The sequence below is a fragment of the Streptomyces sp. NPDC002911 genome, from assembly GCF_053591835.1.
Window position 1 is genome coordinate 191,348 of record NZ_JBSFUO010000012.1, and the last position, 17,030, is coordinate 208,377.

Annotated in this window: 12 protein-coding genes; 7 read left to right on the plus strand and 5 right to left on the minus strand. The window is 69.7% G+C overall.

Features of this window, described 5'->3' with window-relative positions; all coding sequences use genetic code 11:
* Positions 1-99: 99 nt before the first annotated feature.
* The 3 genes from ACWD04_RS20600 to ACWD04_RS20610 all read right to left on the minus strand — a co-directional run bounded on the left by ACWD04_RS20600 (position 100) and on the right by ACWD04_RS20610 (position 4,208).
* Positions 100-2,133, minus strand: coding sequence for a sensor histidine kinase (locus ACWD04_RS20600; protein ID WP_451133872.1), 2,034 nt, complete (start codon positions 2,131-2,133; stop codon positions 100-102).
* A complete protein-coding gene (locus tag ACWD04_RS20605; protein WP_451133874.1) occupies positions 2,117-2,839 on the minus strand; it encodes a response regulator transcription factor in 723 nt (240 codons plus the stop codon). The genes ACWD04_RS20600 and ACWD04_RS20605 overlap by 17 nt, the downstream gene beginning before the upstream one ends.
* A 76-nt stretch (positions 2,840-2,915) precedes the next feature.
* Complete coding sequence (locus ACWD04_RS20610) at positions 2,916-4,208, minus strand: YeeE/YedE family protein (RefSeq protein WP_451133876.1); 1,293 nt, start codon at positions 4,206-4,208, stop codon at positions 2,916-2,918.
* A 379-nt stretch (positions 4,209-4,587) separates the two neighbouring features.
* Between ACWD04_RS20610 and ACWD04_RS20615 the strand changes: the two genes are divergently transcribed.
* The 3 genes from ACWD04_RS20615 (at position 4,588) to ACWD04_RS20625 (ending at position 8,591) form a co-directional block, all read left to right on the plus strand.
* On the plus strand, positions 4,588-5,760 hold the full coding sequence (locus ACWD04_RS20615; protein ID WP_451133878.1) for a 4-hydroxybenzoate 3-monooxygenase: 1,173 nt from the start codon (positions 4,588-4,590) through the stop codon (positions 5,758-5,760).
* Between the two features lie 254 nt (positions 5,761-6,014).
* Positions 6,015-7,358, plus strand: coding sequence for an MFS transporter (locus tag ACWD04_RS20620; RefSeq protein ID WP_451133880.1), 1,344 nt, complete (start codon positions 6,015-6,017; stop codon positions 7,356-7,358).
* 576 nt (positions 7,359-7,934) lie between these two features.
* The gene (locus ACWD04_RS20625) at positions 7,935-8,591 is read left to right on the plus strand and encodes a hypothetical protein (RefSeq protein ID WP_451133882.1); all 657 of its coding nucleotides are present in this window, start codon (positions 7,935-7,937) and stop codon (positions 8,589-8,591) included.
* Between the two features lie 74 nt (positions 8,592-8,665).
* On the opposite strand, the gene ACWD04_RS20630 is transcribed toward ACWD04_RS20625, so the two are convergent.
* Entirely contained in the window at positions 8,666-11,674 is a 3,009-nt protein-coding gene (locus tag ACWD04_RS20630) for a family 16 glycoside hydrolase (RefSeq protein WP_451133884.1), read from the minus strand.
* 180 nt (positions 11,675-11,854) lie between these two features.
* Positions 11,855-12,682 (minus strand): EamA family transporter, encoded by an 828-nt coding sequence (locus tag ACWD04_RS20635; RefSeq protein WP_451133901.1) that lies wholly within the window; start codon positions 12,680-12,682, stop codon positions 11,855-11,857.
* Between the two features lie 156 nt (positions 12,683-12,838).
* Between ACWD04_RS20635 and ACWD04_RS20640 the strand changes: the two genes are divergently transcribed.
* The 4 genes from ACWD04_RS20640 to ACWD04_RS20655 form a co-directional block, all read left to right on the plus strand.
* A complete protein-coding gene (locus ACWD04_RS20640) occupies positions 12,839-13,735 on the plus strand; it encodes a LysR family transcriptional regulator (protein WP_451133886.1) in 897 nt (298 codons plus the stop codon).
* Positions 13,736-14,000: 265 nt separating this feature from the next.
* A complete protein-coding gene (locus ACWD04_RS20645; protein WP_451133903.1) occupies positions 14,001-14,816 on the plus strand; it encodes a FadR/GntR family transcriptional regulator in 816 nt (271 codons plus the stop codon).
* 234 nt (positions 14,817-15,050) lie between these two features.
* Positions 15,051-16,370 carry an ABC transporter substrate-binding protein gene (locus ACWD04_RS20650; RefSeq protein WP_451133888.1) on the plus strand — a complete coding sequence of 440 codons (1,320 nt, stop codon included), beginning with the start codon at positions 15,051-15,053 and terminating at the stop codon, positions 16,368-16,370.
* The coding region (locus ACWD04_RS20655) for a carbohydrate ABC transporter permease (RefSeq protein ID WP_451133890.1) at positions 16,370-17,030 on the plus strand (661 nt) is incomplete at its 3' end. The genes ACWD04_RS20650 and ACWD04_RS20655, both read left to right, overlap by 1 nt.

Here is a 17,030-nt window from a genome sequence, read left to right on the forward strand (position 1 = left end):
AGAACTCCGATTCCAGCTCGGCGTTGGTGGTGCCCGCGCGCGGATGCGCGTCGGGCGCCGGGCTTGCCCACAGACTGGAGTGCAGTTGTGAGGAATCTGTCAGACCGCTGTGTTCATCGGATCAGGTCCGGCCGATGGCAGGCGCAGGGTGAACACCGACCCCTGGCCCACGGTGCTGACCACGGCCGTCGACCCGCCGTGCGCCTCGACGAGCTTGCGGACGATCGCCAGCCCCAGGCCGCTGCCCCCGGTACGGCGGCTGCGTGACTTCTCCGCGCGCCAGAACCGGTCGAATACGTACGGCAGGTCCTCAGGCGCCATGCCGCTGCCGGTGTCGGCGACCTCCACCACCACTTCTTCGTCCGCTCCGCCGGACCCGGTCGCGTACGCCCGCAGCGTCACCCGTCCTCCCGCCGGGGTGTGGCGTACGGCGTTGGAGACCAGGTTGCCGATCGCCTGCCGCAGCCGTACCGGGTCGGCGGTGAGCTCGGGGACCGGTTCGTGCCCGTCCGGAACGGCCGCGGTGAGGCCGACCCCGGAGGCATCGGCCTGGGCCTGATGGGCCGCCACGACATGGGCGAGCAGCTCGTCGATGCGTACGGGTTCGGGGTGCAGACGCAGGGCGCCGGCATCGGCCGCCGACAGGTCCTGGAGGTCGTCGATGATGTGCTGCAGCTGAAGCGCCTCCTCCAGGAGGGAGGAGACGAACTGCGCGTCCGTATCCGCGATGCCGTCCTGGGCTCCTTCCAGCCATCCCCGGATGTTGCTCAAAGGAGTGCGCAGTTCGTGCGCCACATCGCTGACCATCACCTTGCGCTGCTCCTCCAGGCGGGCGCGATGGGCCGACATGTCGTTGAAAGCGGTGGCCAGCCGGCCTATCTCGTTGTCCGCGGCGACGACCACATGTGACGGGTTCTCACCGTCCCGCATGCGCTGGGCCGCACCCGTGAGCGCGTGCAGCGGCCGCACGAGCCGGACTCCGGCGAGGATCGAGGCGCCGACAGTGAGCGCGAGGACGAGCGCCACGACCCCGACGATCTTCGCCGTGTTCCCGGGGGACAGGTCGAAACCGGGAACAGCGCCGCCGCCCGGGTCGCTGATGAACAGCAGTGCGGGTGAGGCGACGTACGAACTGAGCTGCTCCTGGCGGGCGATACCGACACACGAAGCGATGTCACGGTCGTTCTCGCTGTCCAGGGGCGCGGGGGTGGTGAGAGCAGTCGGCGGGGACTCCTGCGGCGTGCTGATGCTGGGCACGGGCAACGGCTCGGGGGCGGCTGAAGCGGCCACGGGCTCCGCCTCCGTGTTCCACGAGAGATCCAGATCGAGCCGTACGGCTTCGCGCCCCTGCCGGTCCAGGCACGCGTTGACGAGCTCGTTGAGTGCGGTGAGCGCCTTCGCCTCGGTTTCGGTGGGGCTGTCCAGGGCGTCCGTCGAGCACCGGCTGCCGCGCATACGGTCCGGATCGTTGCCCACGACCTGGATACGGGGCCGACCGCTCGGGCTCTCGACGACGTCCGAGGCGATCCCGGACCGGCTGAGGCACCGCACCGCCTCCTCCGCGGTACGCCTCAACGACGTACGCTCCGCCTGCGGCAGTCTGAACGGTCCGACGGCGCGCGGGTCCACCCGGTCGGTCCCGGAGCGCAGCTCCCCGTCCGTACCGGGTTCCGCGACCGTCACGGAACTGGAACCGGAACCCGGGCCCGACTCCGGCCCGGAGGACACGGAGGCCACTGACAACGGGTCCACCACCGCTGTCGCCTGGGGAGGCAGCGCCGGTGACTGCGGGGAGGAACCTGCGGAGTCCGCGAGTACGTCCCGGCTCTGCGTCGTCAGCGTGATCCGCCGGTCGGACGCGTCGGCCAGCCCGTTCACCGTGGTCCCCACACCGTCCCAGGTGGGGTGCTCGGCCGCATAGGCGAGCAGGGCGTCGAGGACACGGGTGTCGGCCGCCAGATTGCGGCCCTGCTCCTGCTCGATGGCGCCGGACGTAGTCTGTACCGCCAGCCACGCGGTCGCGGCGACCGAACAGGCGGCGACGAGCGCCGACACAGCCAGCAGCCGGCCGAGCAGGCTCTTGCGCAGCGGCAGCCGCAGGCGGTGCGCGCCGCGCTCAGCGCGCCGGAGCACGCTGGGCCCCCTTCGTCGGGTCCATCAGTTTGTAGCCCACGCCGAACACGGTGAGCAGCCGGACCGGTCGCCGGGGCGCGCGCTCGATCTTCTTGCGGAGATTCATGATGTGCACATCGACCGTACGACTGCTGATGTACCGGTCGAACCCATGGAGTTCGGCGAGCAGCTGCTCGCGGGTGAAGACCCGTTCGGGTTCGGCGGCCATCGCCGAGAGGAGCCGGAACTCCCCCGGTGTGCACTCGACCTCCACGCCGTCGACCGCCACCTCGTGACGCACGGGGTCGACTGCGAGCGTCCCCACCCGCAGCACATGGCCGTCCTCGCGTTTCCCCTCCCGCCGGGTACGCCGCAGGAGCGTGCGCACACGTGCCATGAGCTCCCGCGGGCTGTAGGGCTTGGTCATGTAGTCGTCCGCGCCCAGGTCCAGCCCGAGCAGCAGATCGTCCTCGGTGGCGCGGGCGGTCAGCATGAGGACCGCCAACTCCCGTTCCTCGGCGCGCAGTATGCGGACCACGTCGAGTCCGTCGGCTTTCGGCATCATCACGTCGAGGACCAGCAGGTCCGGCGTCCCGTGCCGCGCCTGTTCGAGGGCGGCGAGGCCGTCCGGCACCACGGTGACCGCGTGGCCTTCGCGTTCGAGGTAGCGCCGGACCAGCTCGGCCTGTTTCGCGTCGTCTTCAGCGACTATGACGTTTGCGCACACGCGGACGATCGTAGAGGAGGCCTGTGAACTGTGGTCCTCCGCCGTGCGAGCGGGCTGATCGCCATGGCGGGGGTGCTCAGCAGACGCCGTCGCCCGGCTTGGGGTTGCCCAGGCCGAACAGCGGGCGCAGCTTGAGCCCGAGCCAGGTGCCGATCAGTGCCACCGCGCCCCACAGCCAGCCGCTCAGACTGCCGGAGGAGACGCCCGCCAGGTAGGCACCGATGTTGCAGCCTCCGGCCAGCCGGGCGCCGACGCCCATCAGCACACCGCCGAGCACCGCCGCGACGGCCGTGCGCCACGGGATGCCACGGTGCAGGGCCCAGGTACCGCCCAGTGCGGCTGCCACCGCGGCACCGATCATGATGCCGATGTCGGTGAGGCTGGTCTTGTCGGCCAGCACCGGGCCCGCCAGCATCTCCGCGTTGCCCGGCTGCTGCCACCAGGTCCAGTTCTCCGGGTGGCCGCCGAGCGCGCCCACCAGTTCCGAGCCCCACAGGCTGAACGCACTCGTGACGCCCCAGGCGCCGCCGGACACCGACAGCACGCCCGCGCCGAGCAGGGCCAGCGCCAGGGCGCCGACGGCCAGCGGCCAGGAGCCGCGGAAGGCCCGCACGGCCGTGGTGCGCGCAGAGGGTACGGCGCCGAGCGGCGGCGGGTTACGACGCGCCTGGACGCGCCGCGTGACCGCGACCACGAGCAGCAGCGCGGCGATCGTCACCGCCCATGAGCCGAACCAGCCGATGTGGTCGGAGAGGACGACCGGCTCCCAGGCGGGGAGGTCCTTCCACAGGTCGAACTGCCAGGCGGCGAGCGTTGCGCCCGCGATGAATCCGCCGAGGGTCAGCACCACCGGAGTCTGCCCCGAGCCGACGGCGAACAGGGTCCCCGAGGCACAGGCGCCGCCCAGCTGCATCCCTATCGCGAAGAGCAGTGAGCCGACGATCAGGCCGACCCCGATCGACCCGGCGGACGGCGCGGGCTGTGAGCCGAACAGACCCGTACTCGTGCCGATGATCAGTGCGAACAGGGTGGCAGTGGTACCGAGCAGCAGCGCGTGCGCCCGCAGCCCGGTGCCGTTGCCGACCGCGACGAGCTGCCTCCAGGCGGAGGTGAAGCCGAACCTGGAGTGGAAGAGAGCAACGCCCAGGCCGAGCCCCAGCAGGAGCAGTACGCCCGGTTTGGCGCCGTGTGCGGACCACACATACGCGGTCAGAGCTACGGCGAGCAGCCCGGACACGAGGAGTGGCGTCCTGCGCACCGGGGGCAGGAGCGGCGCCTCGGGTCGCGGAACCGAGGTGGGGGAAGGAACAAGGAGGGCAGGCAGTGCGCGCGGCGGCGCGGCCGGCCCGGCAGGTGGCGCGGTGGTCACGAGAGGTCTCCGGATGTTGCTCGACGGGGGGCGGCGGTGCCGACGGCGCAGCATGCGCCGTCGCGCGGGTTCAGCCGCGACAGAGTCCGTCGTCGACACACCACGCCGACTGGGTGAACAGTGCGAGGCACAGCGACAGGGCCGATGCAGACATGCGAACGAATATACGGACGGATTTACTCCGGATGCTTGACCGTCTCGCCATGCGGAACCTCCGTGAGACGGCGAAGGGCGTCGGTATCCGGACAGAACCATTGACACGACTGCGACCCGGGCGGCAGACTCCTACTCGGTGAAGAAACTTTCACTATGCGAACAATGCCTCGGTGCAGGGTCGCCCCAGAAATGCGAACGCCCTCGAAGCAGAGGAGAACGAGCGGTGCACACGACCGTGGGAATCATCGGGGGCGGCCCGGCGGGGCTGCTGTTGTCACGACTGCTCCACCGGGCGGGCGTCGACTGTGTCGTCCTGGAGAGCCGCGACCGCACCTACGTCGAACAGCGCCAGCGGGCAGGCATCCTCGAGCAGTCCACAGTCGACGCCCTGCGCGAGGTCGATGCGGCGGGACGGCTGGACACCGAAGGACTGGTCCACGACGGCGTGGAGCTGCGCTGGGAAGGCCGGGCGCACCGGATCGACTTCCCGTCGCTGACCGACGGCCGCCGCGTATGGGTGTACGCGCAGACCGAGGTCGTCAAGGACCTCATCGCCCTGCAGCTCGCCGACGGCGCGGCCCTCCGCTTCGGGGCCGAGGTCCGCTCCGTCGAGGGCCCGGACACCGGCCGTCCGACGATCCGCTACACGCACGACGGCCAGGACAAGACCCTGACGTGCGACTACGTGATCGGCTGCGACGGCTTCCACGGGGTGACCCGGGCAGCCGTGCCCGAGGGGATCCGGCGCACCTATGAGCGGGTGTACCCCTTCTCATGGTTCGGCATCCTGGCCGATGTGGCACCGTCCTGCGACGAGTTGATCTACGCCCACTCCGCTCGGGGCTTCGCCCTGCACAGCATGCGGTCACCCGAGGTCAGCCGGATGTACCTACAGGTACCCAACGGCACGGACCCGGCAGACTGGTCGGACGAGCGGATCTGGGACGAGCTGGACGCCAGGTTCGCGCTCGACGGCTGGAAGCTGGAACGCGGCCCGATCACCTCCAGAAGTGTTCTTCCGATGCGGAGTTCGGTCACCGAGCCGATGCAGTACGGCCGCGTCTTCCTGGCCGGCGACGCCGCGCACATCGTGCCGCCCACCGGCGCCAAGGGACTCAATCTGGCCGTGTCCGACGTCGTGGTGCTGAGCCGGGCGCTGATCCGGCAGCACAGGACCGGTGCGACCGATCAGCTGGACGCCTATTCCGGCACGTGCCTACGCCGCGTATGGCGCGCCGAACACTTCTCGCACTTCATGACCACGACACTGCATACCGATCCGGCCCAGAGCCCGTTCGACACCCGCCTGCAGATCGCCCAGCTCGACCGCATCGCCGCGTCACCCCACGCGGCGGCCGAACTCGCGATGAACTACGCGGGGTTGCCGTTGCCGTGACGGCACGGGAGCGACAGCTCCGGCCGAAAGCGAGCCCGTGGGCAACGCCCGACGGGCCGCGCACCCTGCCGGAGCCGGGCGTCAAGGAGCGGGGCTACGCCGGCCATTGACACGGGCAGAGGCCAAGGGGAAACTCACACGGCCCGAGAGTGGAATTATTTTCACCTGGCGAACACTCCCTTCCGGCCGTGGTGCTGTTCCCTCGCACGGGAGGGCCCACCCGCCACAACGCCGTGGCAGAAAGCGAGTGCCCCGTGGCTGCCTCGACCACGTTCCCACCCGACCGCTCCTTTCGGGTGGTCGCTCCGGTCATCGCCCTGTGCTGGCTCGCCGTGTTCTTCGACGGCATGGACGTCAACATCTACGGCGCGACCATGCCGCACCTCCTGGCCGACGAAAGCCTCGGCTTCACGCCCGCACTGGCCGGCACCATCGGCAGCTGGACCACCTTCGGCATGCTGATCGGCGCACTGGCCGCGGGCACACTCACCGACTGGCTGGGCCGGAAGCCCCTGGTCATGGGCAGCGTTGTGCTGTTCTCGGTGGGATCCGCGCTGTGCGCCATCGCCCCAGACGCCACCCTGTTCGGCGCAGGCCGCTTCCTCTCCGGCCTCGGCCTCGGCGGGCTGATGCCGATCGGCCTCGCGATCGTCGCCGAGTTCGCACCCCCGCGCCGGGCCGCCCTCGCCACCGGCCTGATGATGACCTCGTACCACGCCGGCGGCATGGCGGCCACGGGCATCGGTCTCGTCGTGGCCCCCGAGCACGGCTGGCGCTGGGTGTTCTGGGCGGGCGTGCTGCCCGCCCTGATCGCGGTGCCGTTGGTGTGGAAGTGGCTTCCTGAGTCTCCCGGGGTTCTCTTCGCCCGCGGGCGGACCGAGCAGGCGTACGCCGTCGCCGGCCGCTACCGGCTGGAGCGCCCGAGTGTGCAGCAGGCCCCCCAGGCCGGGGCGAAGGGCCGTACGGCCGCGATCAACGCCCTCTTCGCACCCGGCACCCGCTGGGCCACCCCACTGCTGTGGATCGCGTCCTTCGCGGGCCTTCTCCTCGTCTACGGCGTTTCCACGTGGCTGCCCGAGCTGATGCGTGCCACGGGCTACTCCCTTTCCTCCTCGGTCACCTTCCTGATGGTGATCAACGCGGGCGGCATCGTCGGCATGCTGATAGCGGGCCGTACGGCGGACAAGTTCGGCCCGGTGAAGGTCTCCGCGCTGTGGTTCGTGCTGACCGCGGTCGGCACCTTCCTGCTGCGGGCGCAGCTACCGCTCGGCGCCGCGTATGTGGTCGTCTTCATCACCGGCATCTGGCTGTTCAGCGCCCAGGTGATGGTGTACGCCGCCACGTCCCGCGTCTACGCACCCCGCGAACGCGCCACCGGCCTGGGCTGGGTCACCGGCATCGGCCGTACGGGCGCGGTGGTCGGACCTGCCCTCGGCGGCGCGGTCCTCGTGGGCGGCAACGCGGGCCTCGGTTTCACGACGTTCGCCGTGACGGCCGTCCTCGGCGCCGTGGCGATCTCCCTGGTACCACTGGCCCTGCGCAACGGCCGCGGGCGCAGCGCGGACACCGCTTCCTCTCTCACCCCGGCGGCGGACTGAGACCGGCCGGCTGGGGAGGGGGCTGTTCGCGCGATCCGTGATCGAACGGCGTGTGCGGGCCGCGTCCACGGTCCCGTGGGCACCTTCACGGGGCCGGGGACGCGTTCCGAAGAGAACGAGCCCGGCGCCGGGGAGGAGGACAGTGACGGGACCGGATACTGCCCTACCTCCAGCACCTCATGGAAAGCGGCCGGTACCCGTTCTTCACCCGCATGGTCAACGAGGCCGAATCCCACTCCGACACCGACCGCGAGCACCGCGTACCGCCGAGAGCGGCCCAGGCACTCTCCACCTCCTTGAGGGGGCGCGACGCCCGCCGCCGTCGGGAATCGGCAGTCCGAGGGCGGGATCGAACGCGGACAGGGCCACCTCAGCTGCGGGGACATACCGCGATGACCGGTCTCATCGTGGAGACTTGGGAAACCGGGCGGCGGCAGCTGCCGGTGGAAGGCTTCAGAGACCAAGGCCGACGAGGAGGACACGATCAACAGCGCCGAAACTGGCCGGCACCCGCTGGACCCCGCCAGCGTCCTGAACGCGAAGGAGACCCTCTTCGAACTTCTGGGCCGCGCGGGAATGCTCCGCGGCGAAGCCGAGGAGCTGATCGCGATCGTGGAGGCCGGCGCGATCGCTGACGCGCACAGCGAGGCGGGGAAGGCGGCGGGCGAGCCCGCCGGGAGTGGGGAGCCGTACGGCACCGGCTGGCACGACGGCGCCCGCGCCGTCGGCGACGCGCTCGACCGTGTCGCCGAGCGAGCACGTGCGCGTGCCATCGGCCAGGCTGCGCCCGGCTCGGCGGGGGATACCCCACGGGGCCGCCAGCCCGTCGGGAGGGTGGACCTGGAGCGTACGAAGGTCGCCGTGATGCCGCTCTACCTCGCGTTCAGTGACTCCTCGGACCTCGACCCCGAGGTGTCGGACGAGGTCCTCACAGCCGCGCTCGGCACGATGAGCGTCGTGGGACGGGTCGGGTACGCCGGACAGCTGGAGCGGTTCGCCGCGTCCCATCGGCAGCGGCTGGCCGAGCTGTACGGGCAGTACGGTGCGCGCAGCCGCATCGCCGTCCACGGCCGCTACTCCCTGCTCCACTCCCCCACGAGCGTCGCCGTACTCGAACGCCTCACCGCCGCGCCTGTCGCGCTCCGGGTGGAATGGGAGCATGCCGAACTGCCCCCGGCGTGGCTGGAGGGGCTGGCGACGGCTTGGCGCGCATCGGAAACCGTGCCCGATTGACGCCCGTCCCAGGCGGAGCGACGTGGTGCACCTGCGGATCGCAGGTGCACCACGTCGTCGGGGGAGCCCGGGCCTCAGCTCAGCGGTTCGATCCGGATGTTACGGAACCGCACCGTGTTTCCGTGGTCCTGGAGACGGATCGCTCCGGCCGAGGGGCCCTCCGGTTTGCCCGCGCCGGTCGGCCCGTCGATCGCGACGTCGTCGTGGACCTTCTGACCGTTCCACACCACCGTCACCCGCGCGTCGGCGGTCTTGCGGCCGCTGTCGTCGAAGCGCGCCGCGCGGAAGGTGATGTCGTACTTCTGCCACGTCTCCGGGGCCGTGGCCGCGTTGACGTCCGGCGCCTTCTTCTCGTAGATCGCCCCGGCCTCATTCGTGGCGAGGGTGGTGTCGCCGAACGAATCGAGGATCTGGAGCTCGTAGCGGTCCTGGATGTAGATGCCGCTGTTGCCTCGGTTCTGGCCGGTCACATCGTCCGGCAACTGCGGAACCCGGAATTCCAGTTGCAGCTTGAAGTCCTGGTAGGCGTCCTTGGTGCGGATGTCACCGCAGCACACCTCCATCGACTGTTCGGCCGCCAGCGGCCATTCGAGGCGCCGTCCGTCCGTGTGCTGCCACTGCTCCTGGGAGGCGGTGGTCCCGTCGAAGAGGGCGACGGGGGCACCCTTCGGCAGCACGGTGATCAGGTCGAGATTGACATGCCCGGTGTCGCCCGTATCGAAGCGGTACGAGATGGTGTTCGGCCCGGCGTGCAGCCGGATCCGTTCGGTCTGCGTCGACCAGTCGTCCCAGGTGCCGGTCGAGGCGAGAGCGGTCTGTCTCAGCTTCTTCCCGTTGACGTAGAGGGAGAGGTTCTTGGTGCCCCGGAAGGGGTCGGGGCCGTTGGCGTAACGCAGGTTCACGTCGTAGTCGCCGACCTTGGGGACTGTCACGTCGAAGGTCGTGGCGGCCTTGCCCTCAGTGTTGTAGCGGTCGACGAAACCGCTGCCCGAGTAGCCGGTGTGGTCGGTGTGGACGCCGGCCGTGCCGGTGAGCCGCGCCTCCTCCGCCTCGTACAGCGTGGCGGGCGGGGGCTGCTTGCCCGGCAGAGCGTTGAGCGTGTACCAGGCCTCCGTGCTCCACAGCGTCTCGCCGGACGCGGATGCGAAGGGGCGGGGTGAGCGAAGGTGTACGACCCGGCCCGGCTTGAGCCCGTCGAGTCGCAGCTGTACGGTACGGCTGTCGTCGGAGAGGGTCGCCGAGGCCACGGCGAGCTGCTCTTCGCCGATCTTCGGACCGCCGTAGTCGGACGTCGGGGTGTAGCGCCACTGCTCCGCCTGGTAACGGGACGTCAGCTCCGCCGCGGTGGCCTCCGACACCGGTTGCGTGTACTCCAGGTCGAAGCCGCCGGGGACGGCACGCATCTCCTTGATGTCGAAGGTGTTGCCGCCGTTCGGGGTGAGTTTCTGCAGGCCGAACTTCAGCTTTCCTTCCTGGCCCCAGTTGCCGTCGGCACCGAGACCGCCCGCGTATATCGCACCGTCGGGCCCCATGGTGATGCGGTTGACGCCTGCTTCGAGTCCCTGCGTGTATCGGAAGACGGCACCCTGGTACTGGCCCTTCACCTTTTCCAGGTAGGCACGCTGGAGGCCGCCGTAGGTGACGTCGCCGATCAGCATCTGGCCTGCGAACCGGCCTTCTTTCAGCTGCAGCGGCGTGCTGGGAGAGTTGCCGATCTCGTTCTGGGGCAGCCAGACCACCGGCTGAGTGACGGGCCGGTTGTCGAACGGGCCCGACGGCTCGGTGTAGTGGTTGAAGAAGCGGTCCTGCTTGATCTGGACGAGCTTCGACGCGGGCAGCCAGCCGCCCTGGTTGTCGGTGGTGAAGATGTCGCCGCCGGGGCCCCAGCCGATCCCGTTCGGGGTCCGCAGACCGCCCGCCACCGGATGGATCTTGCCCGTCTTCTTGCTGATCTTGTACGTCGTGCCGCGGCCCGGTGCCGGCTGCGGGGTGGTCGTAGCACCGCCGTAGTTGATGGCGACGGACAGGTTCACGTAGAAATGGCCGTCACGGTAGAGAAGTCCGAAGGCGAACTCGTGGAAGTTCCCGCTATACGGCCAGGTGGCGACCGTGCGGTACTCGTCGGTGACGAAGTCCTTGTCGGAGTCGACGAGTTGCGTCAGCTCATGTTTCTGCGAGACGTACAGCGATCCGTCGACATACTTGATGCCCATCGGCTCACGCAGGCCCTCGGCGACCTTCTTCACCGTCACCTTGTCGCGGCTGGTGTCACCTGTGACGTGGTCGAGGAGGTACACCTCGCCGGTCACGTTGTCCGTGCCGCCCCAGGTGGAGAGTGCCAGACGTCCGTCGGGCAGCCAGTCCATCCCGGTGACCTGTGGTTCGAATCCGTCCGGACGCAGATCGGTGAGATCGAGGTCGGGACGTACATCGGCGAGCGGCAGGCCGTCACCGGGGCTGTCCGCTCCGGATTCGCACTCCTTGCGGCCCGGTGCGGTGACCCGGACGACCCCGGCGTCGGTGCTCAGTGCCTCGCTCGGCACGACGCTGAAGTCGTCGGCGCCCGGCGGCCTCCACGAGAGCGTCAGCTGCTGCTCGCCGCCGCGCTCGAAGTAGTCGACGCTGAACGGGTGCGTGCCTGCTTCGAGTTGGACGGCTCCGTCCTTCGGCTCGGCGCCGTGCAGCCCGTCGTGGTCGATGACCTCCCGGTCGTCGATGGTGAGCCGCGAACCGTCGTCGCTGTTGAGGCGGAAGGTGTACGTCCCGTCGGCGGGCACGACCAGGTAACCGGAGGCCTCGGCCACGAAGTTGTCGGCGAAACCGCCGAAGTCGCCGACCGTGGACCAGTCCACGGTCGGCATCAGCTTGTCGTGGTTAGGAGTCTGACCCGGCTTCAGCGTGCACAGCTTGCTGAGTGGCACCTGGGTGTCGAAGACGCGCAGGGTGACGCCCTGTTCCTGGGGTGGGATGTCGTCGGGGGCGGCGGCGGCCGGAGGAGCGGCCCAGACGCCTCCCGCGAGGAAACCTCCGACGAGCAGGGCAGAGAGGTGTCTTCGGGCACGTGGGAACAGCCGTGGATGCATCGGTCCTCCAGAACGGGTGGCACTCCGGTCGGGCTGTACGGATCCGCGTAAGAGCAACAGGCCTGGGTTGCGCCGCCACGCTAGGGGACTTCTGCCGAGGAAGTCCATACTTTGTCATCTGCGAGTTCAAAGTAAGTTCTTGGCCTTCGCGGCCCATTGACAGCTCCGCCTGCGGCTGCGTCAACTCACGCGGCGCTGCCCGGGGGCGGTGGAGACAGCGGCGGTGTTCGCGCCGACGATCACGGCGATGGCGAGCCAGGCGAGGGCGTCGAGGCGCTGCCCGAGGACGGCGAGACCGACCAGGGCCGCGAAGACCGGGTTGACGCTCATGAACACGCCGAAGAAGTGCGCGGGGACGCGGCGCAGAGCCAGCAGGTCGGCCAGGAACGGCACCGCGGAGGAGAGCACCCCGGCTGCCAGGGCGCAGCCCAGCGCTGCGGGGGTCGGCGGGTGGTGCCAGAGCGTCCACGCACCGATGGGCAGGTAGAGGGCACCGGAGACGGCTGCCGCCGCGGCGGCACCCTCGAGGCCGGGCAGCCGGGCTCCCACGGTCCGGTTGAGCAGGATGTAGCAGGCCCAGCAGACCGCGGCCAGCAGAGCCAGCCCGATGCCCGCGTAATCGGTGGACGGGGTCGGGCGGGTGAGGACCACGACCGCGCACGCAGCCGCCACGGCGGCGGCGAGGTCGATGCAGCGGCGGGAACCGGCCAGGGCCACGGTCAGGGGACCGAGGAACTCCAGGGTGACGGCAAGGCCGAGTCCGATCCGGTCCATCGCCGCGTACAGGGACACGTTCATCGCGGCGAAGACCAGCGCGAGCGCCAGCACCGGGCGCCACTGCGCCGCGGTGAAGTCCCGCAGCCGCGGCCGTCCCACTGCCCCGAGCACGACGGCGGCCACCCACTGACGGACCGCCACCACGCCGATCGGGCCGATCACCGGGAACGCCAGCGAAGCGAGAGAGGCACCGGTCTGGTTGGACAAGCCACTGCCCAGCATCAGCGCCATCCCCCGCCGGTGCCCCGTGGCAGCGGGGCCGGCGGACAGAGCATCCTGGGGTGCCGCGGCAGGAGTGGGTGCGGAGTCGAGCTGCATGCCCACCACGATGGGAGCTCCTCGTGCATACGCAAAATGCATCCACGCCACCACCTATACGCTGGGCGCATGAATGAGATGCGGGATGGCACGAGGGCTCTGGAGCTGAAACATCTTCGCTGCTTGGTCGCCATCGTGGACACGGGCAGTTTCACCGACGCCGCCCTTCGGCTCGGTATCTCCCAGGCAGCCGTCTCCCGCACTCTCGGTGCTTTCGAGAGCCTCCTCGGGGTGCGGCTGCTGCACCGCACCAGCCGCAGCGTCGCTCCCACCACCGCGGGGGTACAGGCCCTGGCACGCGCCCGCGTCCTGCTCGCCGGCGCCGACGAACTCGTGCGCGAGGCCACCACCGGTCACACCCGCCTGCTCATCGGCCATGCCTGGTCCGCCTTCGGGTGCCACACCACCGAATTCCAACGCCGCTGGCACGAACAGCACCCCGAGACCGAGTTGCGCCTCATCCGTCACAACACGCCCACCGGCGGTCTCGCCGAAGGGCTGTGCGACCTCGCCGTCATCCGCGCGCCGCTCGACCTCGCACCCTGGTCCCACGCCCTCATCGGCCACGAAGCCCGCTATGTCGCCCTGGCCTCCGACGATCCCTGGGCCCGCCGCCGCAGTATCCGCCTGGACGAGCTTCCCGCCCGCACCCTGGCCATCGACCGCCGCACCGGCACCACCACCCTCTCCCTGTGGCCCGAACAGGGCCAGCCCGTCGTCGAATACACCCACGACATCGACGACTGGCTGGCCGCCATCGCCACCGGCCGCTGTGTCGGCCTCACCCCTCAGGCCACCGCCGCCCAATACCGGCGCGACGGCATCACCTACCGGCCCCTCCGCGACGGGGACCCCGTCCCCGTCCAGCTCATCTGGCGCACCCACGACCCCCACCCCGCCACACACACCGCGATCGCCCTCGCCGCCGGCCTCTACGCGAACGCGGCGAGCGCGTCTTCCCGCTGACGCTCTGAAGGAATGGGAACCGGCCGACCCCGCGATCACTCCCAGATCACGAGACTCCGGGTCGGTCGACACCCTGGGTATCGGAGCTCGCCGAGATGACGTCGCGCGCCCGACAGGCCAGGACCGGCCCGACGGCGTCGCAGGAGTCGGCGTGGCCGGGATCACTGACGGAGAACGGGCCCGCGTTCTCCCGTACGCCGAGGTGATCGTCGCGTTCGGCTCCGGAGCCGCCGTACCGCCCTGGACCAGCCTGTACGCTGCTCGGATGCAGCCGTCCGCCTCTTCCTCTTCCGCGCGGTCCGGCCAGACCGCGGCCCCCGCCCATCGTGGGCTCCTGACGGAACGGATCGCACGGGAACTCGAGCACGACATCCGGTCCGGTGACATCCCCGTCGGGACGAAGCTTCCCTCGGAGCGCGAGCTCGCGGCTCAGTTCGGCGCCAGCAGGAACGTCGTGCGTGAGGTTCTGCGGCGACTCGAGGCCCAGCATCTGATCGAGGTCGCTCCCGGCCGCGGTTCCTTCGTGCGTGAGCAGACCTCCGGGCAGGCCAGGGGGTACGACGCGTTGTACCGGGCCGGTCGGCCCACCGTTCGGCAGCTGATCGAGGCGCGGCTGCCGCTCGAGGTCGAAACTGTACGCCTGGCGACCGAGCACGCCACCGACGAGGACATCGAGGCGATGCGATCCGCACGGGACACCCTTGAGGCGGCGAGCGACGTCGTCGTCAAGGCCCGGGCCGACATGGCTTTTCATGACGCCGTCGCCGAGGCGAGCAAGAATCCGGTCCTGAGGATCATGCTGTCGTCGATCAGCGGGATGATGTTCGAGATGATGCTCCGCTCCAACTCCGACCCCTCGATCGGCGAGCCCGGCGTGCCGCACCACCCCGAGATCTTCGAGGCGATCGAGGCGCGTGACGCGGACCTGGCCTGTGAACGGATGCGGGAGCACTTGATGCTCGGTCTGCGCACCTACGGGAAGGATCTCGACGTCCAGGTCGACATCATGGCGCGCAACCATATCGAAGCGCTGCTGGACGAGACCGGGGACCGGTACACCACCGGCTGGACGGGCGAGTAACACCCGGGACCGCCCTTTCCGGGCACATCGCCTCGCCGGCCCTCCGGCCCGGCGAAGCCTGCGCGCTGCGATGAATCCGGCCCGTGAAAAGGCTGTTCGGTACGCAACTCTCCTGCTAACGTCTCCCTGGCCCAACTGGTCCTACCAGTTGGGCCAGAGGAACCGGTGCCTCCACGGAGCAACTCGCCCGTAGGTGAGCAAGACGCACGACAGCGCAGAGAGACGAGGACGACGATGTCCACGAGCAGTCAGCTCCTCAGCCGGCGCTCCTTCGGCAGGCTGGCGGCAGGAGTCGCGGGCGCCGCCGGGATGGGGGCGCTCGGAGCGTGTACGACCAGGGGCGCGCGGCCTTCCGCCGACGCCCCGTTGCGGATCATGGCGATCAATCACGTCTGGTCCCAGGCGATCCGGCGCCGGACGAAGGAGTTCGAGGAGCGCATCGGCCGGCGGGTCTCCATGACCCTGCTCACCGCGGACCAACTGGCGAGCAGCTACAACGTGAAGCTCAACGCCTCAGGCACCGACGTGGACGTCATGATGGTCCGTGCGCTGCAGGAGCAACTCCTTTTCGGGCACAACGGCTGGCTGACCGACCTGAGCGACCGCGTCTCCCAGGACGACGAGTTCGGCTGGTCGGACTTCCAGGAGGCCCCACGCGAGGCCTCCTTGACGGCGGGCAAGGTGCTGAGTGTCCCCGTGGTGACCGAACGCCCGGCGCTGTACTACCGCAAGGACCTCGTGGAGGACCTCGGCGGACCACCGCGCACCCTGGCGGAGCTGATGTCGGCCGCCCAGGAACTCGCCGACACGAAGAAGGGCTTCTACGGTTACGTCGGCCGAGGCCAGCGCAGCGGCGCCGTATCCCAGTGGTCCAGCTTCCTGTACTCGCACGGCGGTGACTTCGTCGTGCGGGGCAAGTCCGGCATCGGCACACCCGAGGCTCTCGCCGCGTACGAGTACTACGGCAGGCTCCTGGCGAGGACCGGCCCGCCCGGCGCCACCAACATGAGCCTTGAACAGGCCATGCCGATCTTCGCGCAGGGAAAGGCCGCTTTCTACATCGACGCCGACGCGATCTACAGCAACTTCCTCGACCCGCAGGTGTCGACCGTGCGCGAGACCGTCGGCTTCGCCCCCTTCCCGGCCGGACCGGCCGGCGCCCGACCGCACAACATCCCGTCGTGGAGTCTCGGCATCAGCAAGTTCTCCCTCCTGCGCGACGACGCCTGGGAGTTCATCAGGTGGGCTGCCGGCACCGAGATGACCGCCGCCCTGCAGAAGGACGGGATCCCCGGCGCCCGTACCTCGGTGTGGTCCGACCCCGAATCCCTGGCCTCCTTCCCGCCGGATCTCGCCGAGGCCATGAGGCTCAACGCGGAGCGGGGCCTGGGCTACGACAGGCCCCGCGTCCTTCAGGTCGGCCGGGCCAGAGACATCGTCGGACGGCCTCTGGTCGCGGGCATCCTGGGCAACGACGTACGGCCGGTGGCTCGTGACGCCGATGCGGAGTTCGCCGATTTCCTCGTTCGCGACAACCGCCACAAGGAGTCCTGATGCCCACCACCGAGGTCTCCCCGGCCCGCCCGGCCGCCGCGCCGGACACCGGACGGTCCGCCGCGCGCCGGCCCCGCACCTTCGAACAGGCCAACCGCCGGCTGAAGTGGACGATGCTCACCCCGGCCCTGCTCTTCGTCGGCCTGATGATCGTCTTCCCGCTGGTCTACACCATCAACCTCAGCCTGACCGACGCCTTCGGCGCGGTGAACGCGGGCAAGGAGAACGTCGGCCTGCAGAACTTCACCGACGCCCTCGGAGACACCCGCCGGTTCTGGCCCGCCGCGCAGCGCACGGTGATCTTCACGGTCGGGGCGGTGGTCCTGGAGACGGTGCTCGGTCTCGCTCTGGCGATGCTCATGCGCAAGCCGTTCCGGGGCATGCGGTGGGTACGAACCGTACTGATCATCCCGTTGCTCACCACACCGGTGGCGATCGGCATCCTCTGGCTGCTGATTCTCGACCCCACCAACGGCATAGCCAACCATCTCCTCGCCGGAGTCGGGCTCCCCCGGCAGGAGTTCCTCGGCTCCGTCAGCCAGTCACTGCCGACCCTGATGCTCATCCAATGCCACGAAGTTAAGGCTCAGTTGACGTTGTCAAGCGCGAGTGCTCACGAGACGGGCCTCTGCTATCCAGGGGATCGACCAAGATCTTCCT

Excerpts from the sequence above, each read along its gene's own strand:
- ACWD04_RS20625 (WP_451133882.1), top strand. The coding sequence starts at position 7,935 with ATGCTCCGCGGCGAAGCCGAGGAGCTGATCGCGATCGTGGAGGCCGGC.
- ACWD04_RS20630 (WP_451133884.1), bottom strand. The coding sequence starts at position 11,674 with ATGCATCCACGGCTGTTCCCACGTGCCCGAAGACACCTCTCTGCCCTG.
- ACWD04_RS20635 (WP_451133901.1), bottom strand. The coding sequence starts at position 12,682 with ATGGCGCTGATGCTGGGCAGTGGCTTGTCCAACCAGACCGGTGCCTCT.
- ACWD04_RS20640 (WP_451133886.1), top strand. The coding sequence starts at position 12,839 with ATGAATGAGATGCGGGATGGCACGAGGGCTCTGGAGCTGAAACATCTT.
- ACWD04_RS20645 (WP_451133903.1), top strand. The coding sequence starts at position 14,001 with ATGCAGCCGTCCGCCTCTTCCTCTTCCGCGCGGTCCGGCCAGACCGCG.
- ACWD04_RS20650 (WP_451133888.1), top strand. The coding sequence starts at position 15,051 with ATGTCCACGAGCAGTCAGCTCCTCAGCCGGCGCTCCTTCGGCAGGCTG.